This is a genomic window from Maritalea porphyrae, from assembly GCF_030159895.1.
Classification (GTDB): domain Bacteria; phylum Pseudomonadota; class Alphaproteobacteria; order Rhizobiales; family Devosiaceae; genus Maritalea; species Maritalea porphyrae.
In genome coordinates this window covers 1,544,760-1,563,384 of the sequence record NZ_BSNI01000002.1, presented here as the reverse complement: position 1 = coordinate 1,563,384, position 18,625 = coordinate 1,544,760, and the positions used below count along the sequence as shown (strand labels likewise).

Annotated in this window: 15 protein-coding genes; 2 read left to right on the top strand and 13 right to left on the bottom strand. The window is 49.6% G+C overall.

Translation table 11 applies throughout. The features are described 5' to 3' along the window. Window positions 1-16: 16 nt before the first annotated feature. Genes QQL65_RS11050 through ccmI form a run of 5 tightly spaced genes read right to left on the bottom strand, consistent with a single transcriptional unit; the run spans window position 17 to window position 5,303 of the window. Window positions 17-1,237: a bifunctional alpha/beta hydrolase/OsmC family protein gene (locus QQL65_RS11050; protein WP_284364496.1), complete on the bottom strand. Its 1,221-nt coding sequence runs from the start codon at window positions 1,235-1,237 to the stop codon at window positions 17-19. Then, window positions 1,203-1,697, bottom strand: coding sequence for a cytochrome c-type biogenesis protein (locus QQL65_RS11045; protein WP_284364494.1), 495 nt, complete (start codon window positions 1,695-1,697; stop codon window positions 1,203-1,205). Before QQL65_RS11045 ends, QQL65_RS11050 begins: the two co-directional genes overlap by 35 nt. Further along, window positions 1,694-3,688: a heme lyase CcmF/NrfE family subunit gene (locus tag QQL65_RS11040; protein ID WP_284364492.1), complete on the bottom strand. Its 1,995-nt coding sequence runs from the start codon at window positions 3,686-3,688 to the stop codon at window positions 1,694-1,696. The genes QQL65_RS11045 and QQL65_RS11040 overlap by 4 nt, the downstream gene beginning before the upstream one ends. Window positions 3,689-3,701: 13 nt before the next feature. Then, window positions 3,702-4,145, bottom strand: coding sequence for a cytochrome c maturation protein CcmE (ccmE, locus tag QQL65_RS11035; RefSeq protein ID WP_284364491.1), 444 nt, complete (start codon window positions 4,143-4,145; stop codon window positions 3,702-3,704). 6 nt (window positions 4,146-4,151) lie between these two features. Then, window positions 4,152-5,303 (bottom strand): c-type cytochrome biogenesis protein CcmI, encoded by a 1,152-nt coding sequence (ccmI, locus tag QQL65_RS11030; RefSeq protein WP_284364490.1) that lies wholly within the window; start codon window positions 5,301-5,303, stop codon window positions 4,152-4,154. A 161-nt stretch (window positions 5,304-5,464) separates the two neighbouring features. Here ccmI and QQL65_RS11025 point away from each other — a divergent pair, with 161 nt between their 5' ends. Together QQL65_RS11025 and QQL65_RS11020 are read left to right on the top strand one after the other, a co-directional pair. Further along, window positions 5,465-6,541: a hypothetical protein gene (locus QQL65_RS11025; RefSeq protein ID WP_284364487.1), complete on the top strand. Its 1,077-nt coding sequence runs from the start codon at window positions 5,465-5,467 to the stop codon at window positions 6,539-6,541. Next, on the top strand, window positions 6,528-8,387 hold the full coding sequence (locus tag QQL65_RS11020) for an FAD-dependent oxidoreductase (protein ID WP_284364486.1): 1,860 nt from the start codon (window positions 6,528-6,530) through the stop codon (window positions 8,385-8,387). The genes QQL65_RS11025 and QQL65_RS11020 overlap by 14 nt, the downstream gene beginning before the upstream one ends. Here QQL65_RS11020 and QQL65_RS11015 read toward each other — a convergent pair. The 8 genes from QQL65_RS11015 to QQL65_RS10980 all read right to left on the bottom strand — a co-directional run bounded on the left by QQL65_RS11015 (window position 8,384) and on the right by QQL65_RS10980 (window position 18,624). Beyond that, window positions 8,384-9,691, bottom strand: coding sequence for a hypothetical protein (locus QQL65_RS11015; RefSeq protein ID WP_284364484.1), 1,308 nt, complete (start codon window positions 9,689-9,691; stop codon window positions 8,384-8,386). The genes QQL65_RS11020 and QQL65_RS11015 overlap by 4 nt on opposite strands. A gap of 78 nt (window positions 9,692-9,769) precedes the next feature. After that, entirely contained in the window at window positions 9,770-10,231 is a 462-nt protein-coding gene (locus tag QQL65_RS11010) for a hypothetical protein (protein ID WP_284364482.1), read from the bottom strand. Between the two features lie 51 nt (window positions 10,232-10,282). Continuing rightward, entirely contained in the window at window positions 10,283-11,593 is a 1,311-nt protein-coding gene (locus QQL65_RS11005) for a sensor histidine kinase (protein ID WP_284364479.1), read from the bottom strand. Between the two features lie 29 nt (window positions 11,594-11,622). After that, on the bottom strand, window positions 11,623-12,282 hold the full coding sequence (locus QQL65_RS11000) for a response regulator transcription factor (protein ID WP_284364477.1): 660 nt from the start codon (window positions 12,280-12,282) through the stop codon (window positions 11,623-11,625). Between the two features lie 25 nt (window positions 12,283-12,307). After that, on the bottom strand, window positions 12,308-12,637 hold the full coding sequence (locus tag QQL65_RS10995; protein ID WP_284364474.1) for a hypothetical protein: 330 nt from the start codon (window positions 12,635-12,637) through the stop codon (window positions 12,308-12,310). Window positions 12,638-12,681: 44 nt separating this feature from the next. After that, a complete protein-coding gene (locus QQL65_RS10990; RefSeq protein WP_284364472.1) occupies window positions 12,682-13,446 on the bottom strand; it encodes a glycoside hydrolase family 108 protein in 765 nt (254 codons plus the stop codon). 4 nt (window positions 13,447-13,450) lie between these two features. Further along, window positions 13,451-14,788 carry a DUF2793 domain-containing protein gene (locus tag QQL65_RS10985; protein ID WP_284364470.1) on the bottom strand — a complete coding sequence of 446 codons (1,338 nt, stop codon included), beginning with the start codon at window positions 14,786-14,788 and terminating at the stop codon, window positions 13,451-13,453. After that, on the bottom strand, window positions 14,785-18,624 hold the full coding sequence (locus QQL65_RS10980; RefSeq protein ID WP_284364468.1) for a baseplate multidomain protein megatron: 3,840 nt from the start codon (window positions 18,622-18,624) through the stop codon (window positions 14,785-14,787). Before QQL65_RS10980 ends, QQL65_RS10985 begins: the two co-directional genes overlap by 4 nt. Window position 18,625 lies beyond the last annotated feature (1 nt).

The window sequence follows — 18,625 nt, the reverse complement described above, 5'->3', positions numbered from 1 at the left end:
TCGCGCAATCTTGAGGTTATTGACCCAGCAGCGTTTTTATCACCGAGCTTTTTTCAAGCGTAAGGTGTACCGGACACTTATCCGCAATTTCCAACATTCGGTGGCGTTGCTCTTTGTCCAATTCGCCCTCAATGTGAATAAAGCGCGTAAACACATCAACGCGGCCCTCTCGGCCCTCGCCGCACGCTTCGCAATCTTCGGCGTGATGCTTTTTGTGTTCGACCCGCGTCTCAATATGATTGACTGGCCATTTCTTTCGGTCCGCATACATGCGTAACGTCAGCGTGGTGCAGCCACCCAACGCCGCTGCAAGTAAATCATAAGGTGTGGGACCACGATCGCTGCCGCCAACGGCCAATGGCTCATCAATTGTGAGTGGATGGCCGGACGCATCGACGTTTAGATGGAATTTACCTTCGCCGCTTTCCGCCGCAAGCACATGACCTTCGTTCTTAGTATCGCTTTTTTCCATAGGGATATATCGTTCTGCCCATGCCGCGATCACCTCTGCGGCATATGATGCATGTTCTAGTTTTGTTAGGAGGTGATCTGCGTCATCAAGGGAGATGAAGCTTTTGGAATGCTTTGCTGACTTGAAAATACGTTCGGCGTTGTCAATGCCCACAACATTATCGACTGGGCTATGAAGGATAAGCTTCGCACCACGGAACTTGGCGATTTGCGCCCCGAGGTCAAATGAACGGACATCATCAAGAAACTGCTTTTTGATCTTGAATGGACGCCCGCCCAGATCCACTTCGCCTTCGCCGTTTGCTTCGATGTCTTCAATCGAGCAGGTGAACTGCTGCAAAACGTGAACCGAATTTGACGGAGCGCCGATGCTGGCAACTGCCTTGATTGAGGGAATTTCGGGTGCGGCGGCAAAAACAGCAGCGCCGCCTAGTGAGTGCCCAACAAGCAAAGAAGGGGCATCATAGTTCTCTTCCAGCCAGCTCGCAGCGGCAATCAGATCTTGGACATTTGTAGAGAAATTGGTATCGGAAAAATCGCCACCAGAGCGACCAAGTCCTGTGAAATCAAATCTTAAAACGGCAAAGCCATGTTCAGTTAGAGCATTTGACAGGCGGCGACTGGCGACAAAATCTTTGGAACAAGAAAAACAATGCGCAAACAGCGCAAAGGCCCTCGTCTTGCCTTGGGGCCAGCTTATCGCCGCCGCTAGCCGCTCACCAAGCGCCCCATCAAACTCTACCTTTTGGTTCGTCTCCGCCGCCATTATTGTCTCCTTCAGAACCAAGCAGCTTCGCGAGCGTGGCCTCTTCCTCTTTCGAAAGCGCTGCGAGTTTGCTTTTCCTGTTCCTTTGAACAGATATCAACGCTAACGCGCCAATCACAAAAAGGATAGGCGCAGTGAGCCAAAGTACCAAATTGTGGCCTGCAAATGTTGGTTTTAGCAAGACAAATTCGCCATACCGCGCAACGACATATTCCAACACCTCACTATCGGCGTCTCCTGCCAACAGACGTTCGCGGACAACGATGCGCAAATCTTTGGCTAGGTCGGCGTCGCTATCATCAATGGACTGGTTCTGACACACAAGGCACCGCAAACCTGCAGAGATTGAGCGAGCTCGTTGCTCAAGGAGAGGGTCCTGCAACACTTCATCCGGTTCGACTGAAAATGCTGGACCCATCAACGCAAGAATTAGGGTGAAGATGATCACAATCCGATTCATGTTGGTTCACCAACCATTTGTTTTTGCGCACTTTTCTTTGATCTATTTGGCGCAGCCACCCGGAACCTGCGGTCAGATAAAGAATAAGCGCCTGCCAACGACATAATCAGGGCACCAATCCAAATCAGCGTGATCATTGGCTTGTACCAAACCCGCACAACGCGGCCGCCATCTTCGGTTTTCTCTCCTAGCGAGACATAAATTTGAGAGAACCCAAAGGTCTTAATTCCCGCCTCTGTGGTCGGCATACGACGGGCAGTGTAATTGCGTTTCTCCGATGCGACGACACGCGGCGTTCCCGTGCCCTTTGAGACTAGGAAGTCGCCATGTTCAGTGATGTAGTTTGGCCCTTGCAGTAAGCGCTCCCCTTCAAACTCAATCGTGTAGCCAGACAATTGTGCTTGCTCGCCTGGACGCATGGTTGTGATCAATTCCGTTTCGAATCCAGAAACAACAACGACACCTAAAACCGTCACGCCGAGCCCAAAATGAGCACCCGCCGTGGACCACACGGTTTTGGGCAATCCTGCCAAACGCCGTAAGCTGGTGGAAAGTGCCACGCGGAACAATTTTGCCCGTTCCGCAAGATCGGCCAACGCGCCAACCATTACCCAAAAAGCCAGTAGGAAGCCCAGCGGCAACAGGCTCGCGCCTTGCCATGTGTAGGCGGTGAAAATGATCGATACAATGACAGCTACAAGAACTGCACCAAACAAGCGACGCACAACACTCATCAATTCGGCACGTTTCCAAGAAAGAAATGGGCCAAAAGGAACGACAAGCAACAACGGCACCATTAGCGCGCCAAAGGTGAGATTAAAAAATGGAGCACCTACTGAAATCTTGATCCCTGATGCTGCATCCAAGATGAGCGGATAAAGTGTTCCAACGAGCACTGCGGCCGTCGCAGTTGCGAGGAAAAGATTGTTGAGTACCAATGCTGCTTCACGTGAGATTGGTGCAAATACCCCCCCTGCCCGCAAACTCGGGCCGCGCAGCGCAAACAGGATAAACGCACCACAAATAAAGAAGGTCAGAATGCCCAGAATAACCAGGCCACGAGCCGGGTCCGAAGCAAATGAATGTACTGAAGTCAAAATACCAGACCGCACCATGAAGGTACCCAAAAGCGATAATGAGAAAGTCATGATCGCCAGCAGCACGGTCCAGATTTTCAGCGCGTTTCGTTTTTCCATTACCAGGGCAGAATGAAGCAAAGCTGTGCCCGCAAGCCATGGCATAAAGCTAGCATTTTCCACTGGATCCCAGAACCACCAACCGCCCCAGCCGAGTTCATAGTATGCCCAGTAAGAGCCCATGGCGATTCCAAGCGTGAGGAATATCCAGCTGGCCATGGTCCACGGTCGAACCCAACGTGCCCAAGCTGCGTCAATTTTTCCAGAAATCAGCGCCGCCATTGCAAAGGAAAAACAAACCGAAAACCCCACATAGCCGATGTAAAGCAGCGGCGGATGAATGGCCAAGCCGATATCTTGCAAGATTGGGTTTAGGTCGCGCCCTTCAATTGGTGGTGCAGCAATGCGCGCAAATGGGTTGGAAGTGAAAATCGTGAACCCAACAAAAGCAGCGCCAAGCAATCCCTGATTGGCAAGCACCAGCACATGCAACTTGCGCGGTAAGCGACCACCGAAAAGAGCAACAGCTGCACCGAACAATGTCAGGATAAGTACCCACAAGAGCAGCGAGCCTTCATGGTTTCCCCAAGTACTGGTGAGCTTGTAAAGCATCGGCTGTTCAGAATGCGAGTGCTCATATGCCAAAAGCAGAGAAAAATCTGATGTGGCGAATGCAAACATCAGCGCAGCAAAAGATGCCGCAACCAACACAAATTGAACAACCGAAGCGTTGCGCATAAATGCAACGCCGCTATTCGTTGCGGCACGCCAAATTGCAATCCCGACGCCAACCTGCCCAATTGAAATTGCAAAGGCTAGGATGAGTGCAAAATGTCCAAGTTCAATCGTGTACATATGTCATCGCTTCCTAAGTCGCGTCCGTATGCCCTGGGCAAAGACCTTTTTCTTCAAACTTATCGGCCATGTCTTTTGGCACATAATTTTCATCATGCTTTGCCAGCACGTTGGTTGCCTCAAACGTTCCTTGGGCGTTCAACGCGCCTTCCAAAATGACCTCTTGGCCCTCGCGGAACAAATCCGGCATGATGCCTTCAAAATGAGCGGCGACGTCGACTATGCAGTCAGTCACCAAGAAATCATGCACAGTGTCAGTTTGTTTCCAGCTATCCGATTTAACAATACCGCCCAAGCGGAACGCCTGACCTGCGGCTAGCTGACGTTCTTGAACTTCGCTTGGCACCACAAAGAACGCTGCGGTACTCGACATTGCCAAAGCAATGAAAACAACGGCTGCGAGAACAACTGAGCTTAAGCCCGCAATGATCGTCAGTCTTTTTTGTTTTCGTGTCATCTCGTTTTACTCTTTCAATTTCTCAATTTGAGCAATATCATTGGCTGCAAGCTTTTCAAACTGCGCCAATTGCTCTGTATTGTCTTTCAAGTCATCCCGCGCGCCAGACAGCGCCTTTTCGGCGCTTTCAGTATTGCCCTGAACTAGTCTTGCGCGCAAAAGCCGCTGCCATTCTTCCGGTGAACCGCCGGCAGACATAAGTCGCTCCTCTAGACCCGAAACCATATCTTCGATCATTGCGCTACGATCAGCCTCGGACATTTGCATAGCCTGATCAACTTGTTCTTGTGTTGGTCCGCCTTCTGTACCCACTTGAGCTTGGAAGTTTTCTTGTGCGACGCGCAATCCTTCACGCGCAGTTGGCAACCAAGGTTCGTCACCCACAACATCAGTCAAAATGCTGGACCACAATCTTATCGCCGTTTGATTGTCACCAGTTCGCGTTGCTTCACCAGCTAAATAGAACTGCGCTCGCAAATGGTTTGGCTCGATAACCAAAGCGCGTTGCAGCAACTCGATCGGTTCGCCTTGGGCATTACCTTCCTGCTCCAAAACCACGGCTTCAGCCAAATCTGTAAGATTGTTGGCGCTCTCGCCTTCAAGTCGGATAATATTTCTGAACGCTAGCGCGGCCTTATCGAAAGCTTGCTGACGCATATAGATCGGCGCGACAACTTTCCATCCCTGCAAATCATCTGGCACATCAAAGAGGCGCTTTTCGATTTTTGTTATTGCATCGGCCAGATCAATATTCTCGCCTCGCTCGATGCGATCAGCCAAAGGTGCGTTATCTAACTCTGGATTGCCAATGCTGAAATAGGTCACCCCAGCAATAATGAGAATGATAGGAACAGTCACACCAATCAGCAGTGTCGGCCGGGCAACGGCGTCGGCCCGCACCGATACAGCCTTGCTTTGCTGCAACAGTTCGCGATCAAGTTCTAGCTTGGCAGATTCGAATTCTTCATCGCCCAATTTTGCGGCTTCCAAATCAGCCTTTAGCTCTGCAAGCTGTTGCTTATAGAAGTCACGCGCCGCCTGAAGACTATCCTCTGCGATCGCATCTTCTTCGCCACCAGCCAGCGGCGCACGCAGCGGCAGAAGCAAATATGCAGTCGAAATCAGGGCCACCGCCGCAACCGCAATCCAAATTACCATTTTTTTAGGCTCCCTATCTGAGCTTTGCTTTCCTTATATCGAGAAATTGGCTTCAATGCAGCAGATAACGAATTTATGATTGAATTCATCACGGACCGATTGACGCACGCGCCTATAAGTGTTGCATAAAGAACATGGGCGGGGGCGTTGCTGAGTGAACTATGCAAGTTGAAGAGTTTGATTTCGCAATATTTGGCAGCGGGATAGATGCCGCATTGCTGGGTGCTGAATTGGTGAAACGTCACGACTGTCGCGTCTTGTTGATACGTGATCATGTGAACGACTATACGCTTGACCATCAGCAGCAATTTTCAATGTCGGGCATCGCAGATCCGGACACGATTGATCAACTTGCTTCAGGACTAGACAATTTCCATCTACACTTTGGCGGCAAAACAGGCCGTGCATGTTACGAGCGAACCCAACTGGCGTTGAAAATCTCTTGTGCCGAACGATCCGATCTTTTGCATTTTATCGAAGGCGCTCTAATTGCCTGCGACATGCAATCGGAGCGCAAAGCCGCTCGCAATGGGGACGAATTCTTGTTGCTAAGAGACGTTATTGCGCCGCGCCGTCGTGAGGCACTTGAGTATCTACATCATGCTTATGTGGGCGTTGGAATGGAAGTGTTTGATCGCACAGACTTTGACCAAGTCAAACGTTTGAGAGATGGTCGCCTAAACCTGAAATTGCATGACAAACGAATGTATGCCGCTCACTCCGTTGTGCTAGACGACGACCTCGTTGATCAATACGCAGACGACGAGTTTAGGCAATTCATTTCCCCGGTGGTCGGCACGAAAATGGCGCTTAAAACCATCTCAAAATACACCAAACCGCCAGCATATTATGTCGATACGGGATTTAGTCTTTTTGCTACGGATTCGGCGAGTATTCTAGCATTTGCGCCAATGACCTACGGCGCATTTGTTCGTAACGCAAAGAGCGACTTTGTTGGCGTTGAACATTTGGATTTGGCCGCACAAGGCGCTTACAAAGCACACGTCACCAAAGATGGTGCTCCAATTCTGCACTTTCTTAGGGAAACAAAGACTTGGCTTTTTGCTGGTGGCGGGAATGTCAGCGCTTTCCTTATGCCAAGCATCAGCGACCAAATTTGTAACAAATCCAGCCCTCAGGATAACAAATACTGGGCCAATAGAGGAACAAAAAGCCGGAAATGTGCTGACATCAAATTGATGCCGCCCAGCAAGGGGGACAACAATGCAGCCTTATAGATTTGAAAAGAAGCCGGGGTCGCCATTTTCGGGTACATTGATCGACCGAAGCAAACCAATTTCTTTCACAATCAATGGTCGTGAGTTCCCGGCGTTTGAAGGCGACACGTTGCTAAGCGGGCTGCTGGCAAATGGATGCAAGAGTTGGCGTAGGAGCGATGGCACCATAGTTCCACTCAACTCTCGCACGATAGAAGAGTTGAACACGCGCGAAGCTAAAAACGGAGAAGTTGAGTTCTGGTGTGGTGATCGCACTTTACGTAGCGGACTTGTATTGGAAACAGAGCCGACGCGTGGACTTGTTAGCAAGCTTGCAAGGTCAATGCAGTTCGGGCGCGATTTGTGCTTGGCAACAAAAAACAAACATCAACACACCCCTTATGAATTGCCACTAGCGGCGTCGCAGACAGCTGATTTTGTTGTTATTGGAGGGGGAATTGCAGGCATGCAGGCAGCGCTCGCCGCTGCAAAGAGAAATCACAGCGTTACAGTTTATGAGTGCAGCAGTCGGCTAGGCGGAATGTGTGATTATTACGGGCAGGCTGAGGATGAAGAAGCACCGGAAGCGCTAATAAGTCGACTTTCCTCACAAGTCTTGTCGCACCAGAAAATCAGCGTAAAGCTACTTTCAAAAGTGCTCGACGTTCGTCCGGGACGCGCACTCGTTCTTTCTTCTGATGTGGCTGGAAACTCTGGCGCAAAACAATCACTGTTTTGGACAAACTACAAGTTTCTTGCGATTGCCGTTGGCGCAGACTACGGGGATAGGAATCTAAACGGTCACTCCGCACTATCATCTGCGCACCATGTATTTCGCATGGCTGCTGATTACGGTGTCAAACCAGTAGCGCCACTTAGTATTATGACAGGGGGCAACTCTGGTTTCCGTCTCGGGCAATTATTGCTTGAAACAGGGATTGAATTTGGCGGGATATATGACCCGCGTGTCGAACCAACATCGCGGCATATAGATTTTGCCAAAGCTGTTGGCGTTCATATGCACTTCGGGCAAACACCTTCTGCGCTTCACGCTAGCCCACGTGGCATTGAGGTCGAGTTTTCTTCGGCAGCCTTTTCAGGTGGGCCGAGCACGAAAAAGCAGTTCGAAAACTTGATCGTTTCCCACGCACCCGCCCCAAATTTGGATTTTTGGGTAAGGTCCGGTGGGCACTGCGAGCTAGACGCTGACGGCAGGATTAAACCCGCCACGAAAGTCTACTCAAATGTTGCACTTATCGGCGCTGCCAGCGGTTCAATGACGCAAATTGCGTGCATATCGGAGGCGGAGGAGCGCACAATCCAATTGTTGGGCGAAAAATGTGGGGCGCGGCGGATTTATACAGGTCTCTACAAATATGAGAGTGATCCGCAGCCTCTCACCTTTTTGACGCGTGCAGCGACTGAAGAAGGAATAAGGGCATCTGCAAACGCGCCCAAGTTTTCGGCGAAACCTGGCAGAAATGCTTTGAGTGAGTTTCTTTTCGAACGTTCAGCGGCGGGTAGATCAATGTCACAGATCCAAGCAATCGGTGCCTTCGCGATTCAAGACGACAACACAGCTGGAAACGTTGCGTTGGACTTTTCTGAAACTATAAAGTCGCGTTTTGAAACGCCTTGCGTTGCCGCAATTTCTCCGCAAGGCTATCTCAACCTTTCAGTCGGCCAACTTGTTTACGACGCTGATGGCGTGAACCAAACCCCATCACTTCGCGGTGTAGTTGTTGAAATTGATGGTGATTTCGCGGTTGTCATGGACAATAGCTTTTACCAGACAGGGCAAAACGTGTTTGTGCGAACGCGAGGTGGCTTTTTTGCTGCTACGGTTGGCGAGCCGGCTGACGCCTAACCAGGCATCCGCATTCCGCCAGAGCGTTTGATGATATTGTCTTTGTTTTTGCGAAGGATAGCTGCGTATTCTGCGCCAAAGCGGATCGAACAAAATTTGATCGCAATGTCGACTTGTGCGTGATCGAATTGATCGCCACCAGCTGATTGCTTGAAGTGTTCAAATATCCGGTCAACCATCGCCTCGAGTGACTTGCCGACATCGCGCCAAACTCGATCAACAATGGCATTTACGGCCAAGGACTCGCGCGCAGTTCTTGTGGCTGCCAAAATATACAAACCATTATACGCCTGCAATACATCCGCCGGATCCAAATGAGGTGCGGAACCATTACTTGGTTTGGGGCGAAGCACCTTATTTACATCGACCAAGATGTCAGAGAACTTTCCATTGAGCGAATCCGCACCCCGCTTGATCAATCGTTCCAGAGCGACGTTCCATTTGGACGTTTTTGCCAAATCCAAATGGAATTGCAGTCCTCTAGCAATCTGATGGAAACGGTCGATCGCTCGACAGGTCAAATCAATATCGCGAAACATGCCGGATTGGTTTTCAATGATCTCAATCTGTTGTTGCGCGTTGGTTATGAGCGCATCGACAAACTCGGCAAATCCAGATTTCTTAATCGCGTCTTCAGTTGTCGCGAAACTGAGCTTTGAAATGGTTGCTGCAAGACCATCAGCGCGAAGCAACTTAGAAGCAAACGACTGACACCAAAGGCTTTTGATATCGTTGGAGGGAAACTCCATATGCTCCAAGGCATAGCCAAGCGCTTCATTGTCTTCTTGGGAATTGAGTTCTTGGCCCAAATCGAGGCCGCTTTTGATGTAACCGACATAGCTGAACGCAAGTAATATCGTAGGCACAGCTTCAAACACGTCCAACCCGCCCATTTGGATGGTCAAGCGTCGTTTTAGCTCAGTGTCATTTTCGCTTTTTTCCAGAAGTGGCGTTACTAGCTCAACAATGCGATTGAGCGCGATCTCAAGTTCTCGTTCGTCAGGTTGGTGCTGACCGCCAATTGTCTTGTTAATCTCGGCGATTTGCTCAACATCCAAATCTCTTTGAGCCCATTCCCAAAAATGTTCAAGAGCTTTGCGACTTATGCTAGCACCAAAGATCTCGGGTTTTCCCTCTACGATCAACACAGTTAGCTCATTCGAAATACGCTCAATTGCCATGTCTTTGTGGACAGCGGCTATCGCGTCTTCATCTGTTTTTTTTGCTACTGGTTCGGCGGCTGGCTTTTCGGCGGTGCGCCGGCCGCTCAACGCGTCTAATTGCTCTAATGGGGAACGGCGCATCAATTTACCAAAATGTTTACAAACTCACTTAACGGATACTATCAAGTATAAGTAAACAAACACTTTTGGCACACTAATCTAGCCAACTACAGCCCATTGTCCGTCTTGTTCTCGACATGACGTACCGGATTTCATGAAACGTTCCCCGCTCAGGATAACTGTATGCGTGAACTCGCGACAATCCAGTTTGTTGACTTTGATGTACGGTCCAACACTAATTTCACCACGTGCGGCGCTATCAGCTGTCCATTCACGAGTTGCGCCAACCCGTCCGTATTGTAGCGCAAAGAACTGGGCACTCGCGGCTTCCGATTTTTCGCGTGCGCTCAGCTTGGCAACAACATCAGATGGCAAGAATGACAAAATCCCCTCATCTGCAAATTCATCACTTGGAGCAACTGTTGCGGTTTGAACTGAAGTTGAGACTTGGCTCGAAGCAGAACTGCTTGAAGATGAAACTGGCACGTCGAAACGAGCACATCCAGAAACCAAAAGTGCGGCGGCCAATGTAGCGACAATAGACTTGTGCAATGCAATCATACTCATCTCCTACCTGACACATCCCCACATTTTGCGGCAGAAATGTGTTTTCTAAGACCTATTCGTAGCGGGCAGTTGCATTTTCACTTGCAGTCCACCCAATTTCGCAGTCCCAAGTTCGATTTCACCTCCATATACAGAGATGAGTTCACTTACAATACCAAGTCCAAGGCCGGAACCCTGAACTTGCTCATCTAGTCTGCGACCGCGTTGGAATACCGCGCGTTTCTCTTGTTCCGAAAGTCCCGCGCCATCATCTTCGACGACGATTTGAAGTAAGGACGGACTTGGTTTGGTTATGTGGACTTCAACGCGCGTGCTTGCCCATTTCATTGCGTTGTCAATGATGTTGCCCGCCAACTCGTCAAAGTCTTCTGCATCTCCCAAAAAGGAAACCGCAAACCCGTCTTCGACAATTAGTTTTGCATGTTTGTCCCGATGCAGCTTGTTCATCACTGAAACAATTCTACTAACAGCAGCAACGACATCTGTTTTTTTGCCACGGGCGGCAGTGCGTGCCGCGAGCTGTGCCCTATCTAGATAGCGAGAGACAATGGACTGCATTTTGTCGAGTTGTTGCGGTACTAACTTCGAGTTTGAGTTTTCTGTCTCATTTCGAATAACGGCAATTGGCGTTTTGAGCCCATGTGCAAGATCGCCCACTTGGTTTTTTGCGCGGTCAAGTATCTTGTCGTTTACGTCCAGCAAGGCGTTAATCTCAGATTTCACAGGTAATATTTCTTTGGGGAAATCACCAATTATCCTTGAGTGTTCACCTGTCCGCACGTCTTCAACTTCAGAAGACAGGCGCAGAAGCGGACCCAAGCTCAGTCTTGCAACTAGCGCACACAGAGACGCAAGGAATAGCCCAATCACGACCAACGCCATGAATGCTTGGTTTTGAAAGCTCGAAACTTCGCCAGCAACTTCGTCCCAGTCCGCGGTAACAGTTATCGTAACTTGATTTTGCTCTTCGACGAACAATTTGCGTTCGAACAATCGCAATCGCTTGCCATCTTCATCGATCGTGTTCCCTCGCCTTTTGTTTTCCTCGTCAAATGGAATATCAAGATGCGGAATAACCACACCAAATGCAGATGTTGAAACGTTTGAAATGCTGCCCGTTGAATCAACAATTTGCCAGTACCAGCCAGAGTTCGCTTGGGTATATCTCGGATCAATTGATGGAAGGCTTTGTTGCGCGTTTTCGTCCTCAACCAAAAGCCTAGCAATTAGCGCATCTGTTTGGCGAATGGCGATGTCATCAATGTTGCGCGTCAGCGCCTGCGAATAGAGATTAGAGAGCAACAAGCCCGTTAGCAAAAGCCCAACCGTCAAACCAAGGGCGGTAAAAATGAACACCCGCCAAGCTATCGAAAGATTTTTAGGGATCACTGTTTTGCGACTTTGTAGCCTAGGCCACGAACCGTTTGTATGAAGTCCTTCGGAAGTTTTTTCCTGAGCCTACCTACAAAAACTTCGATCGTATTAGAATCGCGATCGAAGTCTTGGTCATAAAGATGCTCGGTTAACTCGGTGCGTGAAATCACTTTTTCTTGGTGATGCATCAAATATGAAAGCAATCGAAACTCATGTGACGTCAATTTCAATGCCATCCCATCGACGGTGACTTTGCTGCCAGCCGTATCAAGTCGAACGGCGCCAATCTCAATCTCATTTGATGCAATACCGGCAGAACGTCGGACAAGTGCACGAATACGTGCAAGCACTTCTTCCATGTGAAATGGTTTTGCCACATAGTCGTCAGCACCCGCGTCGATGCCCTGGACCTTGTCGCTCCAACGGTCTCGCGCTGTCAGCATTAGCACTGGCATGTTTCGGCCAGCTCGACGCCACTCTTCGATAACAGAAATGCCGTCTTTTTGCGGCAGTCCAATATCTAGGACCACGGCATCATAAGGCTCTGTATCACCTAAAAAGTGGCCCTCTTCACCGTCAAAAGCTTTGTCGACCACATAGCCTGAATCTTCTAGCGCAGTACAAACCTGCCGATTCAAGTCAACATCATCTTCAACGACAAGTATACGCATAAATCCCCCGAGGCCCTTTGACCAACTACTGGCTCAAGTAAGGCGTTCCGTCGTCGGCATGAAGCGCAAACTTCTTTGCACGCCCATAGGCATCGACAACTTTGAAGAAATATACATATTTGCCATTTACTTGGCAAAGCTGCTGGCCAAAAATCTTTGTGCCCTTCTTCAGACGCAACATTTTTTCTATTTTTGCGAACGACGTAATCTTTTTGGATTTCACCAACGGAATGATCACTTCGTTTGGGATGCATTTTTTTTGAGCCTGTGCGTGGACGGCGTTGGGCGCAACCAAGGTCACACCAACGACCAATAAACTCGCAATCAGGTTTCTGAGAAGGATTTTTGCTTTCATAGGCATTTTCATATCAAATGCCACATGAATGTAAAATGAATGGGCTAGGCATTCGAAATTTCGGTCTTAATACCTTTGCGCAAGAATATGATCGCAAGCGCTTCCATAACCAAATGCGTCGCATTCCCTGAATTGATGCTAGGTAGATTGATACCTAGCATCTCCAAAGCACCTGCAAGTAGCATAAAGACCGCAACCAAATAGGTTTTGTAACCCGAGAGTATATTCATTTTTTTGTCTTTCTGTTTGTGAGATTGTTTTCCAACCATTTGCAGCGCTGCTGCCAAAACACGTTGCAACCGATTTCGCCATCCACGCCCAAATACCGCGTAGGTGCTCAGCTTCTTTAGGAAACCCAGACGTTGTCGAATGTAGAGCTCGACGAGCTTTTTCTCGGATTGCTCTGCACAAAAAGTACGAACAGCTGCTTTTGTAACTGGTCCAACTTTTCCATCTGGTTTGATCTTCAACAGGCGTTGCAGGCATTTAACGGCTCTAGAAGGACCGCTGTTCACGGCAAAATCAAACACGGCGAAGCCTATTGCGTCAGGCAAAGCATTCCCCCCGCACGGCTCCCAATATCGCGCATAATAGATTTTTGAAGTTTCCAGGCGCCCCAAACGCTTCACAGCCGATTTTGGCAGTTTCCACCACGGGTTTACGCGTCGCCAGCTGGCCAAGGTTTTGCGCGTGATGCCAAACTTGGTCGCACCGCCAGGGTCCCGTGGATGGTCCACATAGCCGCCTTCGAAACGCAGAACATGATCGAGCGCCCTCTGAAATCGAGGGTTGTGATATGAAGAATGCATCTTACTAAACCGCCACGGTCAGAGAGGGGATGATCCCTTCATCTGGCCCAACCCTTACAGCGTCCGGCATTATTGCTGGCAGAGCCAACAATATCTCGTCGCCCAGCGAAGCGAACAACGGCAAAATCTCGGCAACCTGTTGAGAGGCCAAGCGCGGTTGATAATCGACAATTGCATTGACATGTTGCCAGCCATCGGAAGATGTCAGCTCCGCAAAATCATCGATTTTTGATCCGTTTAACCAAAGCAAATGATTTGCAGCCGAAAGGATCACTGTGCCTGACAACACATAAATGTATGCACTTAACGACTGTTGATGTCTGCCGATACGGTCGTACGAGCACATACGATATTTGCTTAATGTGCCTTGATTGTTGAGAAATGCCGTGCCCAATCCTGCGGAGATCTTTGCAACGTGAAACTCCGCAAAATAGCGAGCAGATGCTGGTTCTCTTATCTGATCGACCAGCAGTTTTGTTGTCGCTTCATTTGCTGCGTTTGGGCCACCATAGTCGCTGCTGTCAGAAACGAACTGCGAGAAATGTGAGATTGTGGCACCGTTTTCCATCTGCAAATATGTTGGCTGCACGAACCCATTTATCTGGGTTGTTTTTTCTGATGCAAACCGACCGGAATCAGCAAGCAGATTGAGCTTGTTGGCCACGCTTTTGCTATTAGGCGACAAGCCATGCTGTAGAGTGAGTTCACCGGTAGCAGAGTTGATAGTGGCCGCCGATTTCCATTGACTACCATCACTGCTCACTTTAATCGCGAAATCGTCGTTCCCCGACAGTCCCATTTCGGCGCGAGCGGACCAAGTGCTATTGAACACTAAAGACGCAGTGTTCGGCTCTGCCGTTTTGTTCAGCGAAAACCTTGTATCGCCAGAACCTCCATCTTGTGCCGACAGAAATGCAGCCTCTGCTTTTACTGCTAGTCTGTTGTATGTATCAGCGACCGCTCCTATCCCGATAAATTGAGCGTTTGCGATTGCGGAAGGCGCTTGATCCAGCCGCGACCAGTTTGAACCATCAAACACATAGAGCTCTTGATCAGACTTCACCCACGCGACCATTCCATGCTTTGGATCGAGATACTGCCATCCGTCACTATCAAATGCCGCTATTTTTTTGTCGTGCAATGCCCAAACGCCAGTTGGGGTTGCTCCAACAACCCAGATTTGGCCAATTTGTGGAGACGCAGGCGGGTCGTTTAGATGCAACTCATCAATCGTCAAGTGCAGCATCGCATCAACAATTCGAAGCGCTTCATTATGTGTAATGTGCTTTTGAGCTTGGTTCGATTCAATAATCGGCAAAGCTAATCGACTAGTTGAGGTCAATTGAAGTCTCCTATGGCGACGTGGCCGTGTCCAAGCATGGCGCTGTCCTGGGTCACGCTGAATTCGAACTGATCGGGCGGCGTACCAAAATCAGAAACTTGGTCAGAAAGAGCGTAGTTGAATTGATTGGAATTGATGGAGACAGAGCGCAGCGCGGTACCTGAGTTATATACCTTGATAGTGTATTGTTTGGTCAAACTATCCATTGGAACGTCTACGGGCGGCCAACGATTTCCAGCAAGCCGGCTACGCCGTCGCCAACTTATCAGAATGTCGCCATTAGGCTGCTTTTCTGCTCTTAGGTGGGTCGGCGCCAGGGGCAAATTTGGGAGGTCGCCAACACCCGAATATGGGATTGATGCACCTTGATCATCAGCCCCAGCGATTGCCTTGAATGCAGATTGCTCAGCATCCAAGCTCATGTGGGTTGCGTCAGATAGTGATATTACCCTCGCCCCAGCCTCGGCGGAAACCGCGGCTGCAAATTCGGTTTTGTTTAGACCACGCAGCAGATTGGTTAGGGCGTAGGTCTTATCGTCAATTAAGTTGGCTTTTTCATATCCGACCTCTTCCCAATGGCCATCAACATTTTGGACCAAAAGTCGGTTTTCTCCTGCAAATACACGAGCCTTGCTTGCCGAACTAAGGTGTCCGGCGATCAATTCGACGATCAGCGTGTTCTTTGTGTCCCAGTTTGCGAAGCGATCGGTTTTCGGGAAGCTCGACTTAAGGGTGCCAATAGTTGTCGGCGCAGACAAACGCACGATCTCGCTGGAATACTCATCAATAACCGAGATTCTGCCAGGCCATGGCCTTGCATACCCGCCAATTACAATCGATGAGCGAATTTCTTCATCGTCAAGCGGCGGCACGCGCGCAATATAAACAATCGGATCTGAGGCAGGTGGAAGCGTAATTGGCGGCACTGGGCGACTTTGAGCATTCGCGGTGCCATCTAAGTTTTTCTTTCCCAAACGTACAGCAGTGATTTCACGAAGATTCCCATCAACAATCTTGGCGATTACATATTTCTCAGGGTCGTTAGGGACAGCAACTACATCACCCACCTCGAAATGCAACTGGGATGGCGGCAGTGCGAATTTTATTGTCTTGACGTCTTCGGCTGATCGATCAACTTGGTTTCGGGCGATACGCATTGCCATGCGCCGGTCAATAGTGAGCGGGAGGTTTGTTCCTGATACACTGCCAGCTTGGTTGGTTGTGGTGTGAAAGGCCGACGAGACATCGTAGTCTGCAAGTCGATCTCGATAATTTACATTGAAGCGTCGAAGGCGGTCTCCAATATCTAGATGCGATCGTTCAAACAAGCCGTTCAGGTTTAGTGCGCAGCTATCAGGAGTAATACTCGTCACCAAATTATCTTGAACGCGGGAAAGTGCAAGCCCCTGTGCGCTGTCGTTGAGCGTGAGTTGATCTGTTTCCAAAAGCAATTCAATATCATTGCGAACTGAACTTGGAGTGCCAACTACGCACCCCTCAACAAACGCAGAAGCACTATCGATTGCATGTAGGTCTACACCAATGTCGCCTGCAATCGAAACGGCCATTTCACCTACAGTAGCACAACCAAACCGGCCTGTTGTCCAGTGCCCTGTATGATAGGATAGCCCGTCAGACCAGACGTCCTCGCGCAATGGAAAAGCAGGAAATGGTCTGGCGTCCCATGCCCAAACATAAAACCGATCTGGGTCGAGCATTCGCCGACCATCAATGGCTGACTGTGGATTGTCGTTCTCATCAAACCCAACTCTATCGGCTTGCCAATGGTCATAGTGCGCCCGCAAGAACTGACGCTGAATTGCGGGCTCGTTTTGACCATCGGAGTTGTATGGGGATTTATTTTCGGCGCTTTTTGGGTCAGAAAATGCATTTGGTTGATTTGCACCATTGCCGACCGCGCCGCATCCGATCTCCGTAAACCAGAATGGTTTGGATTGCGGCTGCCAATTCGTTGGCGTTGCATTACGGCTCCCGCCAATACGATTGTGATGCGGCTTTAGCCACCAACTCTTCAGGTCCTTGTATCGCCAAACCCAAGGTTCATCATGCTCGCCATCAGTAATGGGTGTTCGGATTTGAGCTGCCCGATCGTCATCAGACGCGTAGTACCAATCAAACCCCTCTCCCCCGGCAATATTTTTTCTCAAATAGCTCAAATCATGGACAATGCTTTGACCATCAAAATCACTGTTGGCGCCATAGTCGCGCCAGTCTGCAAGCGGCATATAGTTGTCAATTCCAACCGCATCAATGTTATCATCGGACCAAAGCGGATCTAGGTGGAACAACTTGTCACCCGCTGCATCTGCTGGCTGATATCCATGATATTCGGTCCAGTCTGCAGCGTATGTGAGTTTGCATTCGCTACCTAGAATTGAACGTGTTTCGCTCGCAATGTTTTTGAGATGATCAACAAATGGAAAGCTGGTTTGTCCATCGCGCACAGTCGAAAGCGCAACCATTTCAGACCCAATGATGAACGCATCAACACCCCCTGCCGCTTTGGCAAGGCTTGCGCAATGTAGGATAAAGCGGCGGTAACTCCACTCTTCAGGTCCGTTATATGCGACGTTTTCGCCGACGACGCTGTAATCCGTTGCAGATGCGTTGCCGACGAAAGCTTGCACCTGGGAAGATGCGGCACTAGTTTGATCAGCTGTTGCCGGTCGACCTATCGCAGGGTCACATGTTATGCGACCTCGCCAAGGGTAGTTCGCCTGGGTTTCAGCGTCGCTATAGGGATCCGAAAGCAGATTGTCAGCTGGGATATCCATCATCATCAATGGATAAATTGTAACTTTGATTCCGCGAGACTTCAGATCTTTGATTGCCGCGATCACCGAGTTATCACTCGGCGTGCCACCATATGCAGGTCCTCCATCCGTTTGAGAACAAACCTCTGCCTCTGCGCGGCTTAGACCTGCAACACTCCATTCCGTATCTTTAATCGTCCTGTCACGCCCCATTACCCGTGGCGTTACAGTGCAATTGGCACATCTCAAATCATTGCCAAACCAGCTAATCACCAATGCGACGTGTTCAAGGTTTGGACATAGTGCCGTTAGTTCGTCGACAGAGACTTCCCAATCCGACTTTCCAACGGTCTGATGACTGTTTTCAGAAACAACGCTTCCATTTCCGAGTAGACGAACACGAGGAACAGGATCGTAGCCAAATTCGGTCGCGCCAGGGATTAAACAAACCGCCTTGGTTCGAGTCTCTACGTCACCGACGGGACGACACAATTCCACAGAAATTTGCGGTATGCGATTGCCAAATGGTGTCAAATCGAGCTGTTCAAATACAAGATAGGCGAGCCCTCGATACGCTGGGGCATTGCCGCTACCTTGCTTAGCTTCGATAAGGCTATCAGGTTGTTGGGAGGTTTCCCCCGAATAGTATCGGTAGTTTACCCCACGCAAATCCATCAGTTTTCCATCGGCCCATATTCGACCAATATGCGGAACGGGTCCTTCGCAAAGTCCAATTGCAAAATTGGCAGCGAAAGACTCATCGTTGCCAGCGCCGATGGATTTGAGACCGCTACCTGCCTTGTCGAGACGTTCGAGTTCGGTTGCCCAAATCACATTACCAGCAATCCGTGTCCAACCATAAATTCGTGGAACGGGTTGACCTTCTTTCGCATTCAAAAGATAGGTTTCGCCAGATGACGGCGCGGCTGATTGACCAAACAGTTGATCATCCAATGCGCTGCCCGCCATTGCGCCAAGCGCTCTTCCGATAGTTGCGCCAATTGGGCCGCCGAGTGCACCACCAATAAACTGGCCGCCAGCGGCTAGGAGTAAAGTTGCCATA

What these genes read in the sequence shown, in the direction of transcription:
- ccmE (WP_284364491.1), bottom strand. Translation starts at nt 4,145, where the DNA reads ATGACACGAAAACAAAAAAGACTGACGATCATTGCGGGCTTAAGCTCA.
- QQL65_RS11010 (WP_284364482.1), bottom strand. Translation starts at nt 10,231, where the DNA reads ATGATTGCATTGCACAAGTCTATTGTCGCTACATTGGCCGCCGCACTT.
- QQL65_RS11000 (WP_284364477.1), bottom strand. Translation starts at nt 12,282, where the DNA reads ATGCGTATACTTGTCGTTGAAGATGATGTTGACTTGAATCGGCAGGTT.
- QQL65_RS11050 (WP_284364496.1), bottom strand. Translation starts at nt 1,237, where the DNA reads ATGGCGGCGGAGACGAACCAAAAGGTAGAGTTTGATGGGGCGCTTGGT.
- QQL65_RS11015 (WP_284364484.1), bottom strand. Translation starts at nt 9,691, where the DNA reads ATGCGCCGTTCCCCATTAGAGCAATTAGACGCGTTGAGCGGCCGGCGC.
- ccmI (WP_284364490.1), bottom strand. Translation starts at nt 5,303, where the DNA reads ATGGTAATTTGGATTGCGGTTGCGGCGGTGGCCCTGATTTCGACTGCA.
- QQL65_RS11045 (WP_284364494.1), bottom strand. Translation starts at nt 1,697, where the DNA reads ATGAATCGGATTGTGATCATCTTCACCCTAATTCTTGCGTTGATGGGT.
- QQL65_RS11025 (WP_284364487.1), top strand. Translation starts at nt 5,465, where the DNA reads ATGCAAGTTGAAGAGTTTGATTTCGCAATATTTGGCAGCGGGATAGAT.
- QQL65_RS11040 (WP_284364492.1), bottom strand. Translation starts at nt 3,688, where the DNA reads ATGTACACGATTGAACTTGGACATTTTGCACTCATCCTAGCCTTTGCA.
- QQL65_RS10980 (WP_284364468.1), bottom strand. Translation starts at nt 18,624, where the DNA reads ATGGCAACTTTACTCCTAGCCGCTGGCGGCCAGTTTATTGGTGGTGCA.
- QQL65_RS11020 (WP_284364486.1), top strand. Translation starts at nt 6,528, where the DNA reads ATGCAGCCTTATAGATTTGAAAAGAAGCCGGGGTCGCCATTTTCGGGT.
- QQL65_RS10990 (WP_284364472.1), bottom strand. Translation starts at nt 13,446, where the DNA reads ATGCATTCTTCATATCACAACCCTCGATTTCAGAGGGCGCTCGATCAT.
- QQL65_RS10995 (WP_284364474.1), bottom strand. Translation starts at nt 12,637, where the DNA reads ATGAAAGCAAAAATCCTTCTCAGAAACCTGATTGCGAGTTTATTGGTC.